Source organism: Paraflavitalea sp., from assembly GCF_059502485.1.
The window spans coordinates 2084227-2106139 of sequence record NZ_JCACET010000010.1 but is presented as its reverse complement, the minus strand read 5'-3'; the positions used below and the strand labels follow the sequence as shown (position 1 = coordinate 2106139).

The 21913-nt window shown below is 38.3% G+C and carries 22 protein-coding genes; 15 read left to right on the top strand and 7 right to left on the bottom strand.

Annotation, left to right across the window (positions count from 1 at the left end; all coding sequences use genetic code 11):
• Positions 1–179: 179 nt before the first annotated feature.
• The 4 genes from AC5JBY_RS25610 to AC5JBY_RS25595 all read left to right on the top strand — a co-directional run bounded on the left by AC5JBY_RS25610 (position 180) and on the right by AC5JBY_RS25595 (position 9625).
• Positions 180–3701 carry a SusC/RagA family TonB-linked outer membrane protein gene (locus tag AC5JBY_RS25610; protein ID WP_495907513.1) on the top strand — a complete coding sequence of 1174 codons (3522 nt, stop codon included), beginning with the start codon at positions 180–182 and terminating at the stop codon, positions 3699–3701.
• 11 nt (positions 3702–3712) lie between these two features.
• Entirely contained in the window at positions 3713–5152 is a 1440-nt protein-coding gene (locus AC5JBY_RS25605; RefSeq protein ID WP_495907512.1) for a RagB/SusD family nutrient uptake outer membrane protein, read from the top strand.
• A gap of 121 nt (positions 5153–5273) precedes the next feature.
• Entirely contained in the window at positions 5274–6686 is a 1413-nt protein-coding gene (locus AC5JBY_RS25600; protein ID WP_495907511.1) for a thioredoxin family protein, read from the top strand.
• Positions 6687–6841: 155 nt separating this feature from the next.
• Positions 6842–9625 carry an alpha/beta hydrolase family protein gene (locus AC5JBY_RS25595; RefSeq protein WP_495907510.1) on the top strand — a complete coding sequence of 928 codons (2784 nt, stop codon included), beginning with the start codon at positions 6842–6844 and terminating at the stop codon, positions 9623–9625.
• A gap of 413 nt (positions 9626–10038) precedes the next feature.
• On the opposite strand, the gene AC5JBY_RS25590 is transcribed toward AC5JBY_RS25595, so the two are convergent.
• The 7 genes from AC5JBY_RS25590 to AC5JBY_RS25560 form a co-directional block, all read right to left on the bottom strand.
• Positions 10039–10416, bottom strand: a complete 378-nt coding sequence (locus AC5JBY_RS25590) for a transposase (RefSeq protein WP_495907509.1) — start codon at positions 10414–10416, stop codon at positions 10039–10041.
• 32 nt (positions 10417–10448) lie between these two features.
• The gene (locus tag AC5JBY_RS25585; RefSeq protein ID WP_495907508.1) at positions 10449–10667 is read right to left on the bottom strand and encodes a hypothetical protein; all 219 of its coding nucleotides are present in this window, start codon (positions 10665–10667) and stop codon (positions 10449–10451) included.
• Positions 10668–10769: 102 nt separating this feature from the next.
• Positions 10770–11060, bottom strand: a complete 291-nt coding sequence (locus AC5JBY_RS25580) for a hypothetical protein (protein WP_495907507.1) — start codon at positions 11058–11060, stop codon at positions 10770–10772.
• Positions 11061–11239: 179 nt separating this feature from the next.
• Positions 11240–11530 (bottom strand): hypothetical protein, encoded by a 291-nt coding sequence (locus tag AC5JBY_RS25575; RefSeq protein ID WP_495907506.1) that lies wholly within the window; start codon positions 11528–11530, stop codon positions 11240–11242.
• A complete protein-coding gene (locus AC5JBY_RS25570; protein ID WP_495907505.1) occupies positions 11527–12036 on the bottom strand; it encodes a peroxiredoxin family protein in 510 nt (169 codons plus the stop codon). The genes AC5JBY_RS25575 and AC5JBY_RS25570 overlap by 4 nt, the downstream gene beginning before the upstream one ends.
• Before the next feature lie 330 nt (positions 12037–12366).
• A complete protein-coding gene (locus AC5JBY_RS25565) occupies positions 12367–13149 on the bottom strand; it encodes a helix-turn-helix domain-containing protein (RefSeq protein ID WP_495907504.1) in 783 nt (260 codons plus the stop codon).
• A gap of 98 nt (positions 13150–13247) precedes the next feature.
• Positions 13248–13598, bottom strand: a complete 351-nt coding sequence (locus AC5JBY_RS25560) for a helix-turn-helix domain-containing protein (protein WP_495907503.1) — start codon at positions 13596–13598, stop codon at positions 13248–13250.
• A gap of 191 nt (positions 13599–13789) precedes the next feature.
• On the opposite strand from AC5JBY_RS25560, the gene AC5JBY_RS25555 reads away from it, so the two are divergent.
• From AC5JBY_RS25555 to AC5JBY_RS25505, 11 genes are all read left to right on the top strand, one after another.
• On the top strand, positions 13790–14428 hold the full coding sequence (locus AC5JBY_RS25555; RefSeq protein WP_495907502.1) for an RNA polymerase sigma factor: 639 nt from the start codon (positions 13790–13792) through the stop codon (positions 14426–14428).
• Between the two features lie 76 nt (positions 14429–14504).
• Complete coding sequence (locus AC5JBY_RS25550; RefSeq protein ID WP_495907501.1) at positions 14505–15707, top strand: FecR family protein; 1203 nt, start codon at positions 14505–14507, stop codon at positions 15705–15707.
• A 793-nt stretch (positions 15708–16500) separates the two neighbouring features.
• Complete coding sequence (locus AC5JBY_RS25545) at positions 16501–16899, top strand: hypothetical protein (RefSeq protein WP_495907500.1); 399 nt, start codon at positions 16501–16503, stop codon at positions 16897–16899.
• The gene (locus AC5JBY_RS25540) at positions 16896–17102 is read left to right on the top strand and encodes a hypothetical protein (protein WP_495907499.1); all 207 of its coding nucleotides are present in this window, start codon (positions 16896–16898) and stop codon (positions 17100–17102) included. The genes AC5JBY_RS25545 and AC5JBY_RS25540 overlap by 4 nt, the downstream gene beginning before the upstream one ends.
• A 114-nt stretch (positions 17103–17216) precedes the next feature.
• Complete coding sequence (locus AC5JBY_RS25535) at positions 17217–17489, top strand: hypothetical protein (RefSeq protein ID WP_495907498.1); 273 nt, start codon at positions 17217–17219, stop codon at positions 17487–17489.
• A gap of 174 nt (positions 17490–17663) precedes the next feature.
• Positions 17664–18257, top strand: coding sequence for a Crp/Fnr family transcriptional regulator (locus tag AC5JBY_RS25530; protein ID WP_495907497.1), 594 nt, complete (start codon positions 17664–17666; stop codon positions 18255–18257).
• Positions 18254–19636, top strand: a complete 1383-nt coding sequence (locus tag AC5JBY_RS25525) for a hypothetical protein (protein WP_495907496.1) — start codon at positions 18254–18256, stop codon at positions 19634–19636. The genes AC5JBY_RS25530 and AC5JBY_RS25525 overlap by 4 nt, the downstream gene beginning before the upstream one ends.
• Positions 19637–19646: 10 nt before the next feature.
• Positions 19647–20078, top strand: a complete 432-nt coding sequence (locus AC5JBY_RS25520) for a hypothetical protein (RefSeq protein WP_495907495.1) — start codon at positions 19647–19649, stop codon at positions 20076–20078.
• Positions 20079–20082: 4 nt separating this feature from the next.
• On the top strand, positions 20083–20454 hold the full coding sequence (locus tag AC5JBY_RS25515; RefSeq protein WP_495907494.1) for a hypothetical protein: 372 nt from the start codon (positions 20083–20085) through the stop codon (positions 20452–20454).
• Between the two features lie 78 nt (positions 20455–20532).
• Complete coding sequence (locus AC5JBY_RS25510) at positions 20533–21162, top strand: RteC domain-containing protein (RefSeq protein WP_495907493.1); 630 nt, start codon at positions 20533–20535, stop codon at positions 21160–21162.
• A 113-nt stretch (positions 21163–21275) separates the two neighbouring features.
• Positions 21276–21908, top strand: coding sequence for an RteC domain-containing protein (locus AC5JBY_RS25505; protein ID WP_495907492.1), 633 nt, complete (start codon positions 21276–21278; stop codon positions 21906–21908).
• Positions 21909–21913: the final 5 nt, after the last annotated feature.

The following is a 21913-nucleotide window of genomic DNA, read 5'->3' as shown; positions in this document are numbered from 1 at the left end:
ACCTTTAGCAGTCCAATGTCTTTTGCCTTTCCAAGTAATGTTTGGCCCTGAAAGCCTTGTCGTCGGGTAGGGCGTATTTGATGAATACGCCCCAGCTCGATGATTTTTGCATCAAATCTATCCTTTGATCGCACTAATCGACCATTGCTTGTCCTAATGCCAACCAGGCATTCGTTCGCATGCAAAGCCATAAAAAAACCGGTAGTGGTTGCAACACTCCCGGTTATACTGGGCTTTACAACGATCGCGGCAAACGACTGTTTTTCACCCAAATCAACTACCAAATGTACAACATTAAGGGGTATGGGAATGCTGTAGACTGCTTTCCACGCCAAAACACTGCGACCAAACTGCGAAGAATTATGAAATTAATGGTCCTCCTATTAACTGTTTGTGGCCTGCAGGTAACTGCACGGACGAACGCCCAAATTACCTACTCGGCGACTAATCAATCATTAGACGTCATCTTCAAGCAGGTAGGGAAACAATATGGGTATAATTTTTTATCGAGGGCGGAAGATCTAGCTCAGATTAAAAGAATTTCCATTACAGTATCCGACGTATCTATTCAAACGTTTATGGAGAAATGCTTGGATGGACAGCCACTTGAATTTTGGATCGAGGGGCAGAATGTTTTTGTTTCTAAAAAAAAACCACGATCTGATGATTATAATAAAAGAAGTATTACCGAGGAGGAGTTCTTCGACGTAGAAGGCAACGTCTTGGACAGTTCTGGCATCCCCATAGAGGGAGCCACAATTTTGGTTAAGGGTACTTCCAAAGCTGCTGTGACCGATTCGAGAGGTCATTTTAAAATATCAAAGGTTAGTAATGATGCCATCTTGATAATTACGTCCGTGGGTTATGAAATGAAGACTTTTAAGCTTAATAGTAAAGAGAAACTAAGAATCAATTTAGCTTTAGCAGACAACATATTAGATAAGGCTGTTGTCATTGCTTATGGAAAAACCTCTCAGCGATTTAATACCGGCAATATTAGTTCAGTGTCCGCGTCAGAAATCGAGAAACAGCCCATATCAAATCCTTTACTCGCCCTACAGGGACGTGTTCCTGGTCTAGTAGTTACTCAAATTTCTGGCATACCTGGGGGAGGAATAAGGCTCCAGATACAGGGCCAGAATAGCATAGCATCGGGGAATGATCCACTAATTGTCGTAGATGGTGTGCCTTTTTTTTCTCAAATTCCGACAATTGGTTTTGAAGGACAGATATTGAGTCCCACGTCAAGTGGATCACCGAATCCAAGCCCATTGAATTTTATTAATCCATCTGACATAGAAACAATGGAAGTGCTAAAAGATGCGGATGCGACTGCCATTTATGGTTCGCGTGCTGCCAACGGAGCAATATTAATAACGACTAAAAAAGGAAGTCCTGGAAAGACGTCAGTCAATGCCAGTTTACAATACGGCTTTGGGAAAGTGCCACAAAAATTGGAAGTATTAAATAGCAGTGAATACCTCCAAATGAGAAGGGAAGCCTATAAAAATGATGGCATTGCTATTCCAAGTAGCGCAGTTGATTTAAAATTATGGGATACAACAAGGTCTACAGACTGGCAGGATTTACTAATCGGCGGAACGGCAAATTTCAGTCAAGGAACTTTGTCGTTTAGTGGAGGGGGAGAATATCTTCAGTATTTAATCTCTGGGACCTATCAGAAGCAAACTACAGTATTTCCAGGCGATTTTTCTGATAAGCGCAATACTGTTCACCTCAATGTAAGTAATACATCTGTCAATAAACGTTTTAGGCTCCAATTATCAGCAAGCTACCAAGCCAATAAAGCCAAACTACCAGCAGCAGATCCTACCTTATCGGCGTATTTCTTGGAGCCGGTTGCTCCTAGGGTATACCTAGATGACAGAAATTTAAATTGGGAACCCAATGCGGCAGGAAATTCGACTTGGACCAATCCAATGGCGATATTAAATTTTTCATACTTAAGAAGCAATACAAACAATTTGATGGGCAACTTTACGGCCTCATATCAAGTGATTGCTGGCCTTGACATAAGAACGAGTTTAGGTTATACACAATTAAATACAGACGATTATCTCCCTACTCCGCTAGAAGTGTTAAGACCTGAGCAACGAATTACTAATAATCCTAATGGAACAAATCGAATAGCATTGTACGGAGATAGAAAGATTTCCTCATGGATAATAGAACCACAAATTAATTACAAGCGCGCAATCGGCCAGGGTTCATTAGAAGCGCTTCTTGGCACTACCTTCCAACAAAACTTAGCCAAAGCAACTTGGCTACAAGGACTCGGGTATGCCAGTGATCAACTAATGGAAAATATATCCTCTGCTTCAATTGTTACTACAAATCCAATTTCATACTCAAAATATACCTATAATGCAGTATTTGCTCGGCTTACTTATAATTTAAGCAATACTTACTTAGTTAACTTAACAGCTAGAAGAGATGGTAGCAGCCGCTTCGGAAGTAATAATAGATTCCACAATTTCGGAAGCGTCGGTTTCGCATGGGTAATGTCAAATGAGCTTTTCGCACAGCGTCTCAAACGTGTTGTCAGCTATGCCAAACTTAGAGTCAGTTATGGATCTGTTGGTAATGACCAAGTAGGCGATTATTCCTATTTAAACTTATATTCTGCACCTATAGGAATAACTCGACCGTACCAAGGTACATCAGCTCTAGCAACTACCGAATTGTATAACCCCTATTTACAATGGGAACTTACCAGAAAACTTCAAGTTGGAGTAGATATTGGATTTTTAAACGATCGAATATATGTGAGCAGTACTTACGTGCGTAATCGCTCGTCGAATCAACTTATTACAACATCGTTGCCAACGACTGCAGGATTCACATTATTACGTCAGAATTTGCCGGCATTAGTTCAGAATAAAAGTTTGGAACTTTCAATAAAGATTAATAGCATTAGCAATAAGTATTTAAAATTAACACATTCCTTTAATTTTACATTCCCGAACAATAAGGTTGTTGAATTTCCTGGAATCGAGAAAACACTTTATACAAATCCAAATAATGGCGTTATAGTAGGACAACCTATAGGAGTAATAAAACGAAATCACTTCGTTAATGTTTCTCCTGAAACTGGCGAATATGTTTTCCTAAACGCCCAAGGTAATCTAACAGATAAGCCCAATTCTACTTCTGATAGGACAGTTTTGATAAATACAATACCCAAATTTTACGGCGGGTTTCAGAATGAACTTAGTATTAAAACTTTTACTCTTAGCTTTCTCGCCCAATTCGTCAAACAACTAGGAAGCGGTCCAATAATGTTTAACAATGCAACCACTGCTGGTCCGGGAGTATATAGCTCGGGGCGGAGCAATCAACCTAAAACCGTCCTGAATCGCTGGACACAAAAAGGTGATAATGCTTCTATACGAAAATATAGCACAAATCTCATTACGTCTTTGACAAAAGATGGATATATAAAGAATAGCGATGCAAATTATTCAGATGCTTCGTTTGTTCGATTAAAAAATGTATCTGTCAGTTGGCAATTTCCTAAAACAATTACAAAGGTTCTAAAGTTAACAAACGGTAGTTTTTATATTAACGGCCAAAATTTAATAACGCTAACCAGCTTCGAGGGTGTTGATCCAGAAAGTCAGACTGTATACGCACTCCCCCCATTAAGAGTTATTACTTTCGGAATTAAAATAGGACTTTAAAAAACTAAATTATGAGGTATTCATTTAACCGCTCAATCATATTTTTTTTAATACTACTCAATTTGGGGTGTGAGAAGTTTGTGGACATAGATGCCCCACCAACAAGTATAAGCAGAGACAATGTATATAATTCCGACCAGACGGCTATATCTGTACTAAATGGCATTTTTACCGAAATAAGCCAAGGTTTTCATAAATCTTATGCGTTATACACCGGGTTGTCGTCCGATGAATTGACATTGTGGGTAGGTGTTACCGACCCAGTTATAAAAGCTTATTATGAAAATCATTTATCTCCCCAGGCTAATGCAGGCACCCAATTATGGACCTTCCTTAGGATTTATAAATGCAATGAAGCTATTGAAAGACTTAGGATGGCGAATAAATTAACCGATAGAGTACGGAAACAGTTATTGGGCGAAGCGCTTTTTACTCGATCGCATGAAAATTTGTTCTTATTAAACCTTTACGGCGAAATACCTCTCATTCAAACAACAGATTATACGATAAATGCATTTATTAGTAGATCACCTGAAACGAAAATTTATGAACAAATCATAACAGATCTTGTAGAGGCCAAAACTTTACTAAGCAAAGATTATCTTAATGGAAACCTCAGCCCATATAATGCAGCCTCGATCGAAAGAGTACGTCCAACCTATTGGGCTGCTACAGCACTGCTTGCGAGAGTCTACTTATATAGTAAGCAGTTCAGCAAGGCCGAAATCGAAGCTAAAGAGGTGATTGATAATACTAATCAATTTGGACTGGTTCCATTGTCTAATACCTTTCTTAAAAACAACAAGGAAGCAATCTGGCAGCTTCAGCCTGTAATGGCAGACAGAAACACGGAAGAGGCTAGAATATTCATCCTGCCCCCAACTGGTCCAAGTGATTTACAATTTGGCCAGGGGTATCCTGTTTATTTAAGTACTAACATATTGGATGCATTTGAAAGTAACGACGGAAGAAAAAAAGCATGGATTGATAGTGTTGTAGTTACGACCCCATCCCCAGTTACTAAGTATTATTATCCTGCAAAATACAAAAACGCAGCTACAGGTGGGGCGCTTACTGAGTATACGACACCTTTGCGATTGGCCGAGATATTGCTGATCCACGCCGAAGCTTTGGCAGAGCTAAACAAAATTAGTGAAGCATTGGAAGCATTAAATAAGATACGTAATAGGGCTAACTTACCTTCACTTAGTGGATTAAATAAAGAGCAGACTATTGATGCCATAGTTGCTGAGCGAAAAGTCGAATTATTTACTGAAGCACATCGGTGGTTTGATATGAAAAGACGAATGATCATTGATCAAGTTATGAGTACCGTAACACCGTCAAAAGCCAATGGTAGGCAATGGGAATCATATCAAAAATTATATCCCATTCCACTTGCGGACATAGTTGCCAATCCCAATTTAGTACAGAATAAGGGATACGAGTAACAACGTTAATGTGGTTAATTGTTTTCAGTATATTCCCTCGAATTATTTCTTTCAAATAACAAATGGGCAATTGTATTTACAAGATTGGCCCATCATTCGTTAACACTAAAAATTACCCCAAATGGTAAAAAATGTAATTTACTTTAGCTTATGTATTCTTTTCTGTTCCCATTTTTTAATGGCGCAGTCTGTGAGCGAATTAGGAGACTCTTTTAAACGAACTCAAAATTTAACTTGGAAGGAAATTCAGGAACTTGCTGATAAGGAAAATAAGGCAATCTTAATTGATTGCTTTACCACATGGTGCAAACCCTGCCACAAAATGGACAAAGAAACATTTTCAGATAGTACAGTTCAATCCTTACTTCAACAGAATTTTATTTGTACCAAAGTGCAAATGGACAAAACATCCAAAGATAAACATTACATTAAGAGCTGGTATAAGACAGCGGAGCAAATGTCTGTAGCTTTCGACATTGCCGCTTACCCAACACTCGTAATAATGAACAGTAAAGGTAAGATTGTGAATAAAATTGTCGGTTTTCATAATTCTACAAACCTTTTAGCTAAACTTAATGCGTCAATTAGTCTTAAAGAAACAGGGAAAACTCCGGATTCAACTTACTTAATGTATTTAAAGCAATTTAAGAGTGGTATATTACATAAAGATTCGTTATTTATGCTGTTTTTTTTAACGAAAAATCACAATGATTTAGAGAATAGTGTCACTTTGAAAGATTCACTACTTAAATCTTTGCGTATAAATCAATCTTTCAATTTCAGCCTTCCTGATGCGATAAGATTTGTATCAACTTATTTGAAAGATTTACCTGAATTTGAGAGCTTGTTTGTTAGAAACGAGCGATCTATCGATTCTTCAATTAAATTGAGTGGATTTGCATCTTACATTGTTGATAGCATCATACAAAGCCGATATGCGATGCCCTTTATTGAATCACTTGGAATAGATAATGGGGAGCCACAATGGCAATCCTTTGAAGACAGCATATCTAAAAATTTTGATATAAAATACACTCATAGGAATTTGCTTTGGGCAAAAATAAGATGGCATGAAGGCCAAGCGCATTTTAACAAAAATTATAAAGGACACCAAGAATATAAACAATTGTTCTTCGATTATATCGACATTTACAGCAAATCAATAATACCCGGATGTGGAACTTTGGGCGATTTAGGTGGGCATATCAATCATATGGCGTGGGAGGCAATTTTTAAAAGAAGTGATGCTACAGAAGTAGAATATACGACAACCTTACAGTTATTAAGGAATGTATTAGAAATTTATAAGCTAAAGTCGGGGAGGTATCCGTTACTGGTTATTGACACTTATGCGAATCTAATTTATAAGTATGCATACTTTTATAAGAGTTCCGAAGAGCGCAAACTAATGTTCGCCCAAGCAATGGATTGGGAATCACTTGCTGTGCAACTTGCCGACCAATCCTATAAAAACTTGCAGCTTCAATTCGCGAGAAGTTATATGAAAATGCTTGATCATGTACCTACTTGGTAACGTTTCTTTAACGAGCACTGCTTGTAGAGTAATCCTCAGCGAATTACTCCTGTCTGCATAACAATTATTTAAGAGCTTCGCACTAACTAATGTATTGCATTAGAGCAATAGTTATGGCCAATTATTCCCTCAACTTGCCTATCAATCCTATAACAATGAAATCAAGTTTATTAACTGCTATTATTTTTGTGCTCGCATTTCGTGGTTATGTTCAGGAGACAAACAATGAGTACAAAATAATAGACACAAACGATTTGAATGGTTTACTTACACTCGATCTTTCGAATCAACCAAATATTTCACAAGATGGGAAGTTTATTTCGTACCAAGTAAACTCAAACCATTACGATTACAGCAAGAGAGTTAAATTCATTAATATTCGAAGCATTGCAAAAAATTGGATTAAAAGTTTTCAAGTTGTGGGTGGAGCAAAAGGTATGTTCACAAAAGGTGGGCAAAATTACGTTTTTTCCAGCCATGATTCGTTATTTATTCTCCGAGTTGGTAGCGACAGTCTTAGAGTGATCCCCAATATTACGTACATAAAGTATTCGGAGGATACGAATGCCGCTTGGGTATGCTTTAGGCAACAGAACAAAAGTAATAGCATAACTTTATCAAATTTCCGTCCCTTTGAAGATGTCACTTTTGAGAATGTAGTAGACTTTTATTTTGTTAATAAAGGGGAGTCTCTTCTGTTAAAAATATCCGATTCTACAAATGGAACTTTGAAATCAACTTTATCCATTTACGATATTAGGAGTAAAACAATTCAGAAGGTGTGTAATGATCACAGTTACTTTACAGATATTGTTTTTAACAAAGATGGTTCAAAGGTTGCAATTATGGGTTCCAATCTACCAGCTTTCAAGAAGGAAATTGTGCAAAGTTTGTTTGTATATGACCTTAGAAGTAAGCGCTTAGACGCCTTGTATGTGCATGATGATTATGGCAATGATAGCGCTTTGACAATAGCTTCAGGCTCTCTGACGTTCTCAGGTGATGCGAAATACCTTCTATTCAGAAACGAAAGTAAGCAGGTTAAAAGAACTAAAATTGCCAATGCTGCTTCTGTTGACATTTGGGCCCACAAGGACTTACGTTTTCAAACGTCTCAAATAAGATATCCTATATCCAAATCATTTCAATATTCAATTTCACTTTCAAGCAAAAGGATAAGTCGTATAACTTATGACAATGAGCGGGTTGATCAATTAGGGCGATACGCTCTTGTACAAAAAGATAATATTCAAGATAAATACTGGTTACGGTCACGACCTGGTGCGATAGAAAACTTTCTGGTATCATTAGAAAACGGAGAGCGCCTCAGGTTGCCAGACGGGGATAATACTAAATATAATTTCTTTTTAGCTGAAAATTTAGATTGGCTTGTCTATTACGACTTAATAAATGAATCATATTTTTCAATTGACATTCTCTCCAAGAAAACTCATAAAATTTCAGGAAATCTTAACTGGGAAACTCTTGCTGAACGACCGATAAATCACAAAGACTCTCGAAGTATAAGATTCCCTTGGGGCGTCCAGGGATGGTCGTCGAATGGAAAATTTGTATTCGTGTATTCAAAAAATGACATATGGAAGTTCGATTTGACAGGCATTGAAGCACCTGATAATTGGACAAATAACTTCGGTCAAAAAAACAATATTCTTTTAAGATTCGCTGCTTTTGAGGGAGTTAAAGAATTACTGATTCCTGAGAATCCCGAACTTCTGCTGGTTGGGTTTAATCATGGCAACAAATATAATGGTTTGTTTAGTTATGCACCAAAGTTAATGAAAGAACCTAAACAGCTTTTGTATGGCCCATACTCATTTTATCTTGGGGCATATAAAATGTTACCGCAGAATAGCAGGATATTTAGTGTTGGTATGATTCCGATAAAAGCACCAAATTCTGATGTTTGGCTTTTTTGTCGCCAGTCATTTAACGAACAACCCAATCTATACATCACTAAGAATTGGAAGCATTTTGAAAGAATGACCCATTTTGAAGACATTAAGAAATTTAGGTGGCTGTCGGCGGAATTATTGAGTTTTCCGCAAAATGACGACTCAACTGGATATGGCATATTATATAAGCCAGTTGATTTTGACTCATCCAAGAAATATCCAGTGTTGATCAACTATTATATGAAGTCGAGTCAAAGATTATATAATTTTATACCTCCATCATATTTTCACGCTGAGTTTAACATCCCTTGGATGGTGAGCCGCGAGTACCTAGTTTTCACTCCGGACCTAGATCTAAACAAGGAAAATTCAGGTTTTTTTGGCCCTTTGAACTCGGTTGAAGGTGCGGTCAAGTATTTATGTAAGTTAGGATTTGTTGATTCTTCTAGAATTGCCATCAGCGGCCACAGTATGGCTGGGGCATATACCAACTATATATTATCACACTCTAATTTCCCTTTCGCAGCGGCATTAAGCGGTGCTGGCGTCAGTGATCCGTTGAGTGCTAGCTTGTGGATCGATCCTCTTTCCGGTAAAACAACGTTTACTTATCCTTCTCCCGGATCCGAAGATACGCTTTGGAATGCCCAACGGATGTTTAATAACTCAACTACTTTTAATGTTGACAAAATAAAGACACCCATCTTGCTTTTTCACAGTAAAATTGACATGGCGGTGCCGTGGGAGCAGTCATTAGGATTATTTACGTTACTTTGGCGTTTTGAAAAACCTGTGTGGATGCTTCAGTATGATGTTGGCAATCATCTTGTGTTCGGTAAAGATGCTCTCGATTTTACTATTCGATTAACCCAATTTTTTGATCATTATCTAATGTATAAACGAGCTCCCAAGTGGATGACTGAAGGTATCCCGATTTTCAATAAACAATTTGAGCTTGGCTTTGATCTAGATTCCGTCTCATTTTGCAGCAACTCTTGTAAGGTATGTTTGAGTTTTAAAAAATGATACTCGGATAAGTAAAACAAAACTAAGAGGCCGTCTTCTATATAGAAAACCAAGCGTCGATTGTTAAAATTTCGATATTGCACCAGCTTTTGGGTTGGTGCAATCCTTTTTCAGGCCCTATAAAAACAATCTTCTCTTAACAGACATCGGGCTACCGAGCTGCAATTTCCAGTATTATTTTTTACAGGTTGACCCATGCAAACTCGAAAGAGTGGTCTTGCGAACATGCCACAGACAGCCTCATGCATTTATGGCAAGCCTGAGTTTTTATAAGCCATCTTATAACTAACCCGTTAATTCTAAATACCTTAATCTTCACACAACGCCTTTTATATATTCTTTTTGGCGCCAGAGTACATATCTTATCCTGTTAAGTAGCTTCCTGGCTACTTTTATAATTACTTTATTACCGTTCATCCTCGGCAGTAATTTTTTATAATAAAGCAATAGCCGGGATCTTTTCGGATGGCCATCCATGCCCATTCAATTAAAATTATCTTTATAAAAGGATTGCCTCTACGGCTTAAGCCTGTTACTCGTTCTGTTTCCCCGCTACTAAAACAATTGGGCGTAAGCCCACAATAACTGCAAAGACGATCAAACTTTTTAAATCTTTTAATATTCCCTAATTCTGTTAACATTGTCATTCCTGCAATTAATCCAATTGATGGCACACTGGTAAGTACCTTTATATTCTGTTCATATATGCGAGTTAATGACAATACTCTAATATTAGATTGTAGCTGTTTTTCTCTTGCTATTAAAAATTCAATTTCTTCGACATAGGTCATCAATACCATTTTACCACTTGCTTCTGTAATATTTATTTTGTGTAGCCACTATATAAAACGGTTGGTCCAGTTACCTGTTCCGCTTCATAAGCCAGATGATAACGGCCATTCGGGTAGTTAGTTTCCAGGTGACTGATCAACTGATCGGCATCAGGTTGCTGGCTAAAAGTTTTTAATTCAAATTCATCGCTGTAAATACTTACAGACCAACTCTTGAAATGAGTGTGTAATCGGTAATTAGCTATACTCACGACGTCTTTTTGTGTAGAATTGTGCATAAATACCAGCCCCTAAAACTAAGTGGCCGCCTCAAATACTTTTGAGACGGCCTCTTAGTTTTGTTTTACTGCTGTCTAAGGAACTTGAGTCTTTATTTTCCTAGTTGTGTTGCATTCTTTGTTTTCGCAAATAGATGGGTCTTCAACAGGTCCGGTAGGTGGGATATAAACAGGTGTTGCATTTGGTAGTGTAATATCCTCTGTTCTTAATACAAAATCATCGCAAAGTTGGTCGGCATCACCACCTGGATCAGTTTCAAGTAAGTCAACGCAGAAACCGGTTTGAAATTTAGGCGTAAATGCCAATGATGTTCCAACAATTGCGAGAATTGCAAAAGCAGCAATAAACAATTTCATCTTTTTCATAAATTAAAAGTTGATGGTTAAGTAATTTGCCTACTCTTTTAATGGTTTTCGGCTTGCCCATTTTGTCGGTCGCAATGGTGGCCTTACCATTTACGGTTACCGACGATATTGCGCAAAATCTTGAATGTTTTTACTCAACTTAATATTTTTCAAATCAATCTAATTTAGGGGCAGTTTTCCTAATTAATGATTTGAAGTGCCAGCTTAATAGTAGCGTTACATTCTTTACCCTCACACTGCTCAGGATCAACAATAGGGCCAGTGGGATCTATATAAGCTCGATATTCAATGACCTGAGTATTATCTTGGGTTCTGAGGACAAAATCATCACAAAGGATATCCGCATCGCCGCCTTGATTTTCTGGTATGTCGATACAATACCCTGTTTGGTAGATGGATTTTAAAGCTAAGGATATTTCAGCTAGAAAAATGATTCCAATTGTGAGAGCAAGTACTTTTGTTTTTTTCATTGAATATATTTTTTAATGGTAGTACTATTAAGACTGCCAGCGAATACTTTATTTAAATTCTTTTTCCTATCAAAAATTGCTGTATAAGGAACCCCGTTGCTTTTGAAGTAATTTTTAAATGTTTGGTCAAAATCTCTGCCGATTGTGATATTTTTATAAGATTGGATGTTATAAGTCTCTTGAAACTTTCTAATTTCATCAATTGGATATGAGGAGATAATATAAATTTTCGTATTTTTCAGACTTTCGATGTGGTCAACCATATCCTTCATTTGTGCCTTACAAAATGGGCAATGCGGACTAATGTAAAAAAGTATAATTGGGTTTCCCGTAGGCACGGAATTAATGTCCGTAACGGTTTTATTATCTACCAACTGGATTAGCATACTTGGTAACTTCTGACCTTCCTTTCCGGTAATAACTTCATTTCTATTTTTGCATCCTACAATTAAAATCAAAATGCAGTAAAGCAATGGTTTAACAAAATCTCTCGTAATAAGTTTCATATAGTCGCTATTAGTACTACCTTATTTTAATTATCACAAGCCCCGGCGCCAGCGCATGAAAAGTCTCAACCTCTTACCGGGCATGGTTTATCCATGATTGAACATGCCAGGGTGCCAGTAGCCCGAATAACAGTAATGATGTGCAACCCAATCCTGCATCATTAGCAACCTATATTAATCGAATGTAGTGTTAATCAATGTTGAAAATAATGCCTGTAATAAGTATAGAAATCTGTTGGGGTTTTGTTGTTCGGGTAACGGCTTCTGGATGTAAATGTACTATGGTAAAACTATGAGATTGGTCATTTCTTATATGCGATTGGTAGTTTCTCAAGGTGTCGTCATCGAGTAATAATAACCTACTGAATCATCTTGTAGGGTTGCTACTTTACCTGCTTTAACTTTCTGCGGATAATTATTAGGTACTTGGAAATTATGTGTCTTTTGGTGAAAAGCTTTTACCCTCCAGCTTTCAAGACTTTGTTTATACACCGACTTGAAACCTAAATAAACTGCTTCTTTGCTGGTGTATCCCACAAGTGGTAAAATGGCGGCGATCGTTTTTCCTTGTAGGATTAGCTCCTTCACTCTTTCCATGCGCAGAAATTTGAGGTATTCGTATACTTCCATATCAAATTTCTTTTTAAAACCGGTCATGATCCTTTGTTTAGAAAGATTGTAATGTTTTGAGAGGATCTCGGCCGTATAATGGCGATGGAGGTATTTTTTCATCAACGCTGCAGCCTGGTCAATGATATATGGATCATATGATTCCTCTCTATAAGCATCAGGTGTTACATTAAAATTCTTTCTAAAAGTGGCTACGAAATTAGTAGCATAGGCATAACCACATTTTACTGCAATAATATTTACAGTATGTTTTGTTGTAGATAGTAATTCGAGGGCTAGTTGCATTCTTTGCTCTTCCAGGTATTTGTAGATAGAAAGATCATACCGCTTTTTGAATTCCGTTTTTAATTTGAATTCATTGAGTTTAAATAGTCTGCTTAATGTTGAAATCGTATGATGAGCACTAATGTCTTTGATTATGTATTGCCGTACAGCTTCAAGTTTCTTCAGTTCGGAGGATATATTTTCTTTTCTGCCTGGCATGCGGATAAGATGATTATACCAGCAATTTATTTTGTATCAGTAATTCGTTTGGGAAGAGCAATAAATTAACTGAAGAAACTACTGATCGCATTGTTGGGTCAAGCGCTAAGGTGCTCCATCCAATCTTCCGGAGTGTAACCCACAAGGATTGTAAAGTCTTTACGCAACGTCGTTACCTTTTGATAGCCTACATAGGCAATAATTTTTTCTAAAGGCATTTTTTCAATATACAGTAGAACCTTAGTTCTTTCGATACGAAGATGTTTTGCAAACAGGTATGGACTGACAAGATATAAATATAAGAATCCAGCCTTTAGTTTCGTAGGAGAGATGCCGGCAGTAGTAGAAAGCACTTCCAGGGTAAAATTAAGGTGAATGGCATTGTTAATCATCGATGCCGCTTGTGCTATTGATTGGATTTCCCGTTGTGTAAAGGCTGTTTTGTCCATTGACTTACTTTGTGGGAAAGTTAGTGTACTGCAATAATGCCTTCGGTATTTCACCCCCGTCTTTTTCACGCCCGTAAAAAACTCCCGGGGTTCTACGCTTGGTGAACTAGGGTAAAATGCTATAACTTGCCCCTCATCGGTTACCGGTTACATGGCAAATGTTAGTCTGCAGCGACACTAAAACAGATTCCATGACCAATCCCGAACATAACCAACCTTCTTACGTGGAGGAGGAAATCATTGAGGCTTTACACAGAGGAGAAGAACGGCCTTTTCAGGCTATTTACAATGATTTGTCATCGGCCTTACTGTATTTCAGCAGAAAAATTGTAGATGATGATCAGGTAGCACAAGATATTGTGACAGAGTGTTTTATTTCCTTATGGGAACACCGGGCAACGATCCATTCCCTCGGCAGCCTACGCGGTTTTTTGTACCAGTCGGCACGGAACAAAAGCCTAACTTTTCTCAGGGATAGAAAGCGCAGGAAAGCGCATCACCAATCTATTCTTATCCAATCTGCAACCGCGGAAGACGCTGTTTTGGTCAACATGGTACAGGCGGAACATCGCCGCCAGCTCATCAATGCCATAGCCTTACTACCGAAGCAGCGTAAGGCGATCATTGAAGGATTAATCCTTAATGGTCAAACAGTTAGGGAATTGGCCATAGCGTTAAATATCGAGGAAGTATCTGTACAAACCGCCAAAAGAAAAGCCATTGAATATCTCCGACAGGCGTTGGGCAATAGTAAGTTGCTGTTGCTTATTTCGATCTATTATATCGTGCACTTTATCAGCGATTTAATCAAAAAATGGCTTTTTTCTTAAAAAAACTTGGATTTCGAAGGTTGATTTGGTTGAGTTAGGAGTTAAGTATATATCACGCTGCTACTAATAATTTGCCATGCTGGTTGAAAAAACGGACCGAATAGTTGAATTGTTGGATGCCTGGCTAACAGGTACAATAGATCAACAGGGAACGGTTGAATTAAACGAATTCGTTGACCGGCATCCAAATGCTACTTCATTACTTGTGGAAATGGATAGACCTGCGCGGGAGTACTTAGGCGTGCTGGCAGTACATGACACGGAAAAAGGTTGGAAAACTTTAAAAAAAAGGCTGTTTGGAAGTATTTATGGGGGAATTAACCGTTGGCGTATCGCTTCCTGGAAAATTGCGGCTGGAGTGATCCTGCTCATTGGAGGAGCTATAATGGCGTATTTATTGTCGAAGAGTGATCAGCAAGTGCCCGTAATAGCCGATAGCAATCAGCATCATGTGCCCAGCGGTACAGAGTACCCTCTGCTCATTTTAACAGATGGAACAAAGATTAAGCTGGACAGCCTGCCGGAAATTGCGTCAGTTAACGACGCGGGAATGGAGATTAAGGCAGAGAAGGATAGTGGCCTAAGCTATTTAGGCGTAAAAGGGGATATGGTCGCCTCCGGCCTGAATACATTATATGTTCCTTATGGAAAGGTATATAGAATTTACCTTCCCGATAGTTCCAAAGTATGGGTTAATGGAGGTTCAACGATTCAATATCCAACAAGATTTATTGGCATCGATAGGAAAGTCTCGCTAAGCGGAGAGGCTTATTTTGATGTAGCTAAAGGAAACGGTTCTTTCAAAGTTAGCGCAAGTGGAATGGAATTAACGGTGCTGGGAACCAGATTCAATGTCAACACTTACGCCAACGAGCCCTATGCTGCTGCCTCTTTATTGGAGGGAAAATTACGCATCAAAAAGGGCACAGTTAATTTACAGTTGTTGCCCGGGAAAGAGGCAAAGATTAATCGTCAAAATGATAGTGTACAAATTGGTAACTGCGATGAAGCCGTGCTTTATTGGACAAAACGTGACGGTGCTTACCACGGAAGCTTAGATGGCTACCTGCGAAAAATTGAGAGACAATTTGGCACGCCGCTACGGTATGAAAATGTACCCCAGCGGTATAAAGACCAAATCATTTTGACAACGATGAGTAATCAATCGCCTTTGACTCTTTGGCTCAGGGTGCTGAATAATTTAGTTAGTCAACCCGGCAATGGTAAACTACGCGTTGAAATAAAAGATAGTATACTGGTCGTAAGACCTATTCAATAGCCAGCAAATGTTTCACTTAGCACAGCCCGGTCTAATGGTTGTGAGGAGTACAGGTTGGCCAGGCAATAAACCTCCTGTGCTCTTTTTTTTAAGATCAAAAACTGCGGCAATTGTTCAAAACAGCATTACCCAATTCGTGTATACTCGATTATGCGATGGTTGAAGTCTCAGTATAATCGTTATAAATGATAAGTGTTGGTTTGTTCGGAGGAAGGCCTGCTAGTTCACTCGATCGTTACTCGAGAAACTAGCATCTTCTACAAGTGAGGCCAATGCTTGTTCCTAAGCATAAATAGCCGGAGGTGAAGGAAACTTTATCCTCCGGTTTTTAAAACAATGCGTAGCCTCTTTCCAGTGTAAATTTTGAAAATCTAATCATCTTACTTAAAATAAAAGGGGTTGATACTCCGCGGGGATCTTCTGGTACCTGCGCAAGGATCAACAGATCAAACAAGGACATCTTTTCGGCAAATTGTTGAAAGGATCGTAATTCGGAATTGGCCGGTGTAGGTTTGCTGAAGCCGGCCAATTATTAAATAATAACTGTTTACTTATAGGCTGACGTAATTATTCAACAGCACTAGCTTTTAGCATTCAATAACTCATTATAAAGTAGCTTTTCTTTTATCACTAACGTGGTTCAGGGCTCCTGATTAGCTAGTCCTGCTTGCACGACTATAAGGGGTCCGTGTAGGCACACATCGACGGTACTCCCAATCGCCTGGTTAGCATTGGGAGTTTACCTTTTTAAAAATATCAGATGAACTGTATAATGAAATCATTAACGTAATTCATGTCAAACAAAATTAATGAGCAACTGCCGCAAGAGGAAAATTTTAATTTCCGTATTCAACTCGATGAAAAAGAACGTGAAAATCCTCGTCAAGTAATCGTAGATTTTTTTGAAAATTTTTCAATTGAAGATTTCAACGAAGCTAGCTGGAATTGGTTGACGACCGCTATGACAAGAAGCCCATCACTATATGACAGTGCATTGGAAAGAGGAAATTTGCTGTTTCTTTATGAGCACCTGCATAAGTTGCTCGCTGCTAATTTGCTTTTGTTAAAAATTACCCCTGCTAAGGCTGGATCACTTAAAAAGAAGCTCGACCGGGTTTACAAGCCTAAACAATCACCTGCTAAAGGTCAACAAAAGAAAAATACTACCCATAAAAGATTGCACGGAAAATGAAACTTAGTGAGGCTGCATTGAAACTAATCAATACGCCAGCCATTAGGCATGAACTAGCTGGTGTATTAAATAGAACGGAACAAACGATTATCAGGTATATCAAAGCCAACATGAACGTTGGACCATTAACAACGCTTGTGGCTTTGGAAGTTATTGAAAGAATGACCAAATTACCCCGCGAGGAAATTATCAAGCGTTTATAGAATTCTTGCGCGATCATGGTTTATCTATACAAATCAATTTCAACAGCCATGCTGTTGTTTATTTGGAAATCAGCCGGTTTCTACCGCCTGGTTTATTTTCTTCAATATAGTCTCATGAACCAAATCCTCTTTAAAGTAGATGTAAACTGGAGAGCCACCTTCAACCGTTTGATTATTACCTTCGATCTTATGCAAACTTTGGAAATTAGACTGGTTTGCATTGATCCAAACGGAAATATTATGGACGTACGAAGATTAACTTTATATCAAGGAATGCACATTGAAAACCTTAGAGTTAAGAAGGTAATGGAAGGAAAGTATAGCATACATGTTACCAATATTGAAGATGAAAGCCGACTGTTTCAGAAAAGTGTACTATTAGAGTAATTGACTTTAATATTGATAATATTGACCGTATTTTTACGGGGATGTTACCCCGAAAAATACGGTTTTTTTATTAAAAAGGTATTAAAATGAACTTTGGTTAAGGCTTTGTTATAACTTATATGGTCACTCGATCCTATAACCACCCCAGCTCGTTCCGTAGAGAGAACCTTTGCTATGGAACAACTATTACAATTACTCAACTCTTATTCTCAACTATCCGATGGGTGTTTACACTTTCTCCACCAAAACTTAAAAGAACGCATCATTCGACGAGGCGAATATTTACTCCGGGAGGGGGAGGTCAGCGAACATATCTACTTTATTTCCTACGGATTATTAAGGTGCTACCGTCAAAAAGCTGGGAGAGGGGTCTCCCGGTGGTTTATGATTGAAGGAGATGTTGTGTTCAGCATACAAAGTTTCTATCAAAGTATACCTACTAACGAGTATATACAGGCCCTAAAGAAGACGCATGTTTATTATATTTCTCGCCAACAATTGGATTTAGTGTACGATTACTTTCCGGAATTTAACCGCGTAGGTCGCCTGCTTACAGAAAAATACTACCAGTTATGGGATAAACAATTGTCCGGCATATTGATGCAAAGCGCTGCCGAACGGTATGAATGGCTAAGAAAAGAACACCCTGGCATATTACTACGAGTACCATCAAAGTATATAGCCAGTTATTTGGATATTTCCGATATAACGCTAAGTAAAATTAAAAGGGAATCTGCTTTGTCTCATCACAAAACTTTTTTGGTATGAACTTTTACTTACGCAATAGTCATCTTCTATTTCTTTTATTTTTCCTGGTGCAGTTTTGGAGCTGCAATAAAAGTAAAGATAGGTTGGCATCTGTTCAGCAAAATACGATAGAAAGCGCAAAACGTTTTTTCGAAAGTAACCTATTACCTAGTGACATCAGTAAATCATTTCGGGGCAATATAAAAGATCATTTATTGTCAGACTTGTTATGCTACCCTGATTGGGAGAGGGCGCAGCTCTTCGACATTCATAATACAACAGCGGTGGCCATACCGGTTAAATTTAACCAGTTGATTTTGTATTCCTCAAATGCTGGTGGGACTAGCAGTAATAACAAATTGCTTCTATTGAAAGCCGGTAATGGGTGGAACGTTCAATTATTGACATTCATTCCTGATAGTAACATGCCGAAAAGCAGTAGCGGTAAGTTTAATGGGATTATAGTCGTTAAATCCATGACTGGGACGCTAGAAACTTGCCAATACATTGAAAATGGAAAGAGAATAAAAACCGCAGAATTGAATGCGAGCCGCTCAACATTAGCTGAAAGCCAATTGGAAAGCCAAACGGTATGCATCTACGCGGAAGGGTTTAATTATTCTAAAGAAGATCCTGACGGGTCTTACTGGAGAGAGCTGATCGGTTGTTATACTTTCTTTCCAGACCCGCTCCAGGCAACAAAAACGCCTGACTATGGTCCAATCGGGGGAGGTGGTGGAAGTGGGGGAACCATGTATCCATCTATCCTTGATTTTATAGTTCCCTCGCCAGACAACCCTATTTCGGATATACCCGAATACATGAAATGTTTCATCAACAAACCCGGAACGGATTATGAATACCAAGTCAGTATTTGTGTTAGCCAGCCGGAACCGGGTTCTCGTACACCGTGGACGGGAACCGCGCCCTGGAATAATGACAATAACCCGTTTTTTGTTGGCCATTCCTATCTTATATTGAGCCAGAAAACGCCTACAGGTACGATCATCCGCAATATCGGGTTTTATCCCGGAGGTAATGTATCCCCTTCTTCGCCCAGAAGTCCCGGCATTTTTAACAATGACCAAAACCGGGGCTATGATATTAAATTGACCATTACCATGAATAATAGCCAGTTTTATACTATTCTTGGGTTTATAACGGATATGCAACGCAATGGCACCGAATACAACTTAAACGCTAACAATTGTTCAACCTTTGCCATAAATGCAGTAAATGCTGCAGGGTTTCAACTGGCTAAAACCTATGGATCATGGTATAGGGGAGGTGGTTGTAATCCTGGTGATTTAGGGGAAGACCTGCGATCCATGCCATTGGGCAGTAACATGACCCGAACAACTACTGAAGGAACGCATCCTAATACAGGAACTTGTCAATAAAACTATTATAATGATAAGAATTTCAACGATTTGTTTCGTTTTTATTGTTATGCTTGCCTCTCCTTGCTACTCCCAATCTTTGCCCTGGAAACAATCCAGTAAATGGTACATATATAAGGTGGTAGATAGGAAAGCCATTTTCGCTCCTGGTGACAGCCTGGCCAGTTTTGCTAAGCTCAAATTGGGTAATGATAGCCTGGCCTATTACTTGGATGATGCTTCACCTTTAAAAGCTACTGCGGCGCCAGCATGGATGGGAGCTTATCTACTAAGTTTCGAACAGATGCAAGGAAAGCCCATCAAATTATTAGTGAGCACTTACGGTGGTTTTATTTTAGATACCAAACACAAGCTTTACTACCTGGTTCAAGAGGGTAAACAACAAGCATGGCTGGCCTATGTCGGCAATCAGTACGAAAGGTTTATAAACGAACCGGAATAATTCAATGAAATCAAAAGGAAAGCGCTTCATCATTTCATGGGGTATTGTTTTAAGCTTGTTCTCCCTCTTATTGGTATTGTTATACCCTGGTAAAGGCAAGTTAGGGCATTGGTTTGCCGTGTCAGCAGTTTTTACCATCGCGCGTGATAGCGCGCTGTACGCAGGGATGGGTTTACTATTTATTCGCTTAATAAAAATAATAAGCCCCTTATATCAAATTTATATTTTTGGTTGCACTATTAATATTGCCATCGGTTTGATCGGGGTCGTTTTATATTGGTTATCTTCTTCCCAAATGACATTAGGCAATGCTTGTTTATACAACTTGTTGCTAGGTGTCATTTTCCTTGGCGATATTATGCTCTATAAGTCTTAGTCTATTTCAATTTCTTTCCTTTTTACAACTTTTCTCAAAAAAAGGTATAGTAATTTTGTGATATTGAACCATCATCATATGGAAACAGCAGTGTTCACAGCCTTATTTGATCAACTGCAGGTTGACATTCAAAAGGCCAAAAGACAGACGAAGAATCCATTGATCATGCTCGCAAATTGCATAGCGCTATGTTATGATGCATTTGAGCAGTTAACTACCTCTTTTAGGACTATACCCTGGTTGAGTGAATCGGACGAAATCAATTACTTCAAAGAAATCAAACCAAAATTCGTCAGCCTGATCCTCTATTTCGAAACAATCTTCAATTTCGAATTCGGAACACCGATGGGGGGTAAACGTTTCCTTCAATCGCAATATAATGACCAGCTACGCGAATTACAGCACTTTTTTGACAGATATGCACAATTTTATGAGTATTATAAAAGTGGCCGTACCGATCAGGACACACTCTATTTTTGCAGAAGAGCAAAGCAGCAGCAGGCAGTGCTACTTCCATTACCAGGTTATGTCATTGAAGATAACTTTACTACTCCAGGAGATCGTGCTGTCGCCCAGATTGTCGCTAATTTGTTGCTTATCGAATATATCCATTCAAAAATGGCCAATGCCCGTTCAGTTATACGTGTTTTAATACAATCTATAAAAAGAGGCTCCTGGATTATTAATTATATTTTTAAAGAATGCTGAAGGCAAACGATCCGTGTTGAATTCAAAAATATCGTCAAGCTACCATTTCTTTTCTGCTTACAAACTTTTCGAAATCTATAGTTGATAATTTTCCTTAATTAAATCCTTGTCACATGGAAACAACGATTTTTGATAATTTATACAAACAACTACAAACTGAAATCGATGAAATCCACCGGAAGACCAAGCACCCATTAATGGCTGCGACGAACTGTTTAGAAGTGTGCGATAAAACAATAAATAAACTAAGCACCCTTTTAAAATCCTTAAATCAGTTAGATGAACCAGGCGAGATTGAGTTTTTTAAGCATATTAAACCCAAGTTTGTAAGCCTGATTCTTTATTATAATGAAATAATTCGTATTGAGTATCGAAAACCGATTGCCGGCAAATGTACGATTCAATCCTATTATCATAACCAACTCCAAGAGTTGCAGCAATACTTTGTGACTTACAATAAATTTTATGACTATTATAGGAATGGGCGCACAGAAAAGGATAAATTCTATTTTAGAAGGAGAACAGCAAAGCAACAGGTTCAAGATTTATCGATAGGATGGTACGTATTTGACGAAACTTTTACCACTCCAAGAGATCCAGCGGTAGCCCAAATTCTCGCTAACTTATTACTTATTGATTATATCAATGCTAGACTATCTGCTTCCAAATCAAGAATAAGATTATTTATAGAGTCTATTAGAAGAGCTTACTTTATGTATAAAATGCTTCACAGTAAAATGCCCTAGGACAA

What these genes read in the sequence shown, in the direction of transcription:
- AC5JBY_RS25610 (WP_495907513.1), top strand. Translation starts at nt 180, where the DNA reads ATGCAAAGCCATAAAAAAACCGGTAGTGGTTGCAACACTCCCGGTTAT.
- AC5JBY_RS25605 (WP_495907512.1), top strand. Translation starts at nt 3,713, where the DNA reads ATGAGGTATTCATTTAACCGCTCAATCATATTTTTTTTAATACTACTC.
- AC5JBY_RS25600 (WP_495907511.1), top strand. Translation starts at nt 5,274, where the DNA reads ATGGTAAAAAATGTAATTTACTTTAGCTTATGTATTCTTTTCTGTTCC.
- AC5JBY_RS25595 (WP_495907510.1), top strand. Translation starts at nt 6,842, where the DNA reads ATGAAATCAAGTTTATTAACTGCTATTATTTTTGTGCTCGCATTTCGT.
- AC5JBY_RS25590 (WP_495907509.1), bottom strand. Translation starts at nt 10,416, where the DNA reads ATGACCTATGTCGAAGAAATTGAATTTTTAATAGCAAGAGAAAAACAG.
- AC5JBY_RS25580 (WP_495907507.1), bottom strand. Translation starts at nt 11,060, where the DNA reads ATGAAAAAGATGAAATTGTTTATTGCTGCTTTTGCAATTCTCGCAATT.
- AC5JBY_RS25575 (WP_495907506.1), bottom strand. Translation starts at nt 11,530, where the DNA reads ATGAAAAAAACAAAAGTACTTGCTCTCACAATTGGAATCATTTTTCTA.
- AC5JBY_RS25570 (WP_495907505.1), bottom strand. Translation starts at nt 12,036, where the DNA reads ATGAAACTTATTACGAGAGATTTTGTTAAACCATTGCTTTACTGCATT.
- AC5JBY_RS25565 (WP_495907504.1), bottom strand. Translation starts at nt 13,149, where the DNA reads ATGCCAGGCAGAAAAGAAAATATATCCTCCGAACTGAAGAAACTTGAA.
- AC5JBY_RS25560 (WP_495907503.1), bottom strand. Translation starts at nt 13,598, where the DNA reads ATGGACAAAACAGCCTTTACACAACGGGAAATCCAATCAATAGCACAA.
- AC5JBY_RS25555 (WP_495907502.1), top strand. Translation starts at nt 13,790, where the DNA reads ATGACCAATCCCGAACATAACCAACCTTCTTACGTGGAGGAGGAAATC.
- AC5JBY_RS25550 (WP_495907501.1), top strand. Translation starts at nt 14,505, where the DNA reads ATGCTGGTTGAAAAAACGGACCGAATAGTTGAATTGTTGGATGCCTGG.
- AC5JBY_RS25545 (WP_495907500.1), top strand. Translation starts at nt 16,501, where the DNA reads ATGTCAAACAAAATTAATGAGCAACTGCCGCAAGAGGAAAATTTTAAT.
- AC5JBY_RS25540 (WP_495907499.1), top strand. Translation starts at nt 16,896, where the DNA reads ATGAAACTTAGTGAGGCTGCATTGAAACTAATCAATACGCCAGCCATT.
- AC5JBY_RS25535 (WP_495907498.1), top strand. Translation starts at nt 17,217, where the DNA reads ATGAACCAAATCCTCTTTAAAGTAGATGTAAACTGGAGAGCCACCTTC.
- AC5JBY_RS25530 (WP_495907497.1), top strand. Translation starts at nt 17,664, where the DNA reads ATGGAACAACTATTACAATTACTCAACTCTTATTCTCAACTATCCGAT.
- AC5JBY_RS25525 (WP_495907496.1), top strand. Translation starts at nt 18,254, where the DNA reads ATGAACTTTTACTTACGCAATAGTCATCTTCTATTTCTTTTATTTTTC.
- AC5JBY_RS25520 (WP_495907495.1), top strand. Translation starts at nt 19,647, where the DNA reads ATGATAAGAATTTCAACGATTTGTTTCGTTTTTATTGTTATGCTTGCC.
- AC5JBY_RS25515 (WP_495907494.1), top strand. Translation starts at nt 20,083, where the DNA reads ATGAAATCAAAAGGAAAGCGCTTCATCATTTCATGGGGTATTGTTTTA.
- AC5JBY_RS25510 (WP_495907493.1), top strand. Translation starts at nt 20,533, where the DNA reads ATGGAAACAGCAGTGTTCACAGCCTTATTTGATCAACTGCAGGTTGAC.
- AC5JBY_RS25505 (WP_495907492.1), top strand. Translation starts at nt 21,276, where the DNA reads ATGGAAACAACGATTTTTGATAATTTATACAAACAACTACAAACTGAA.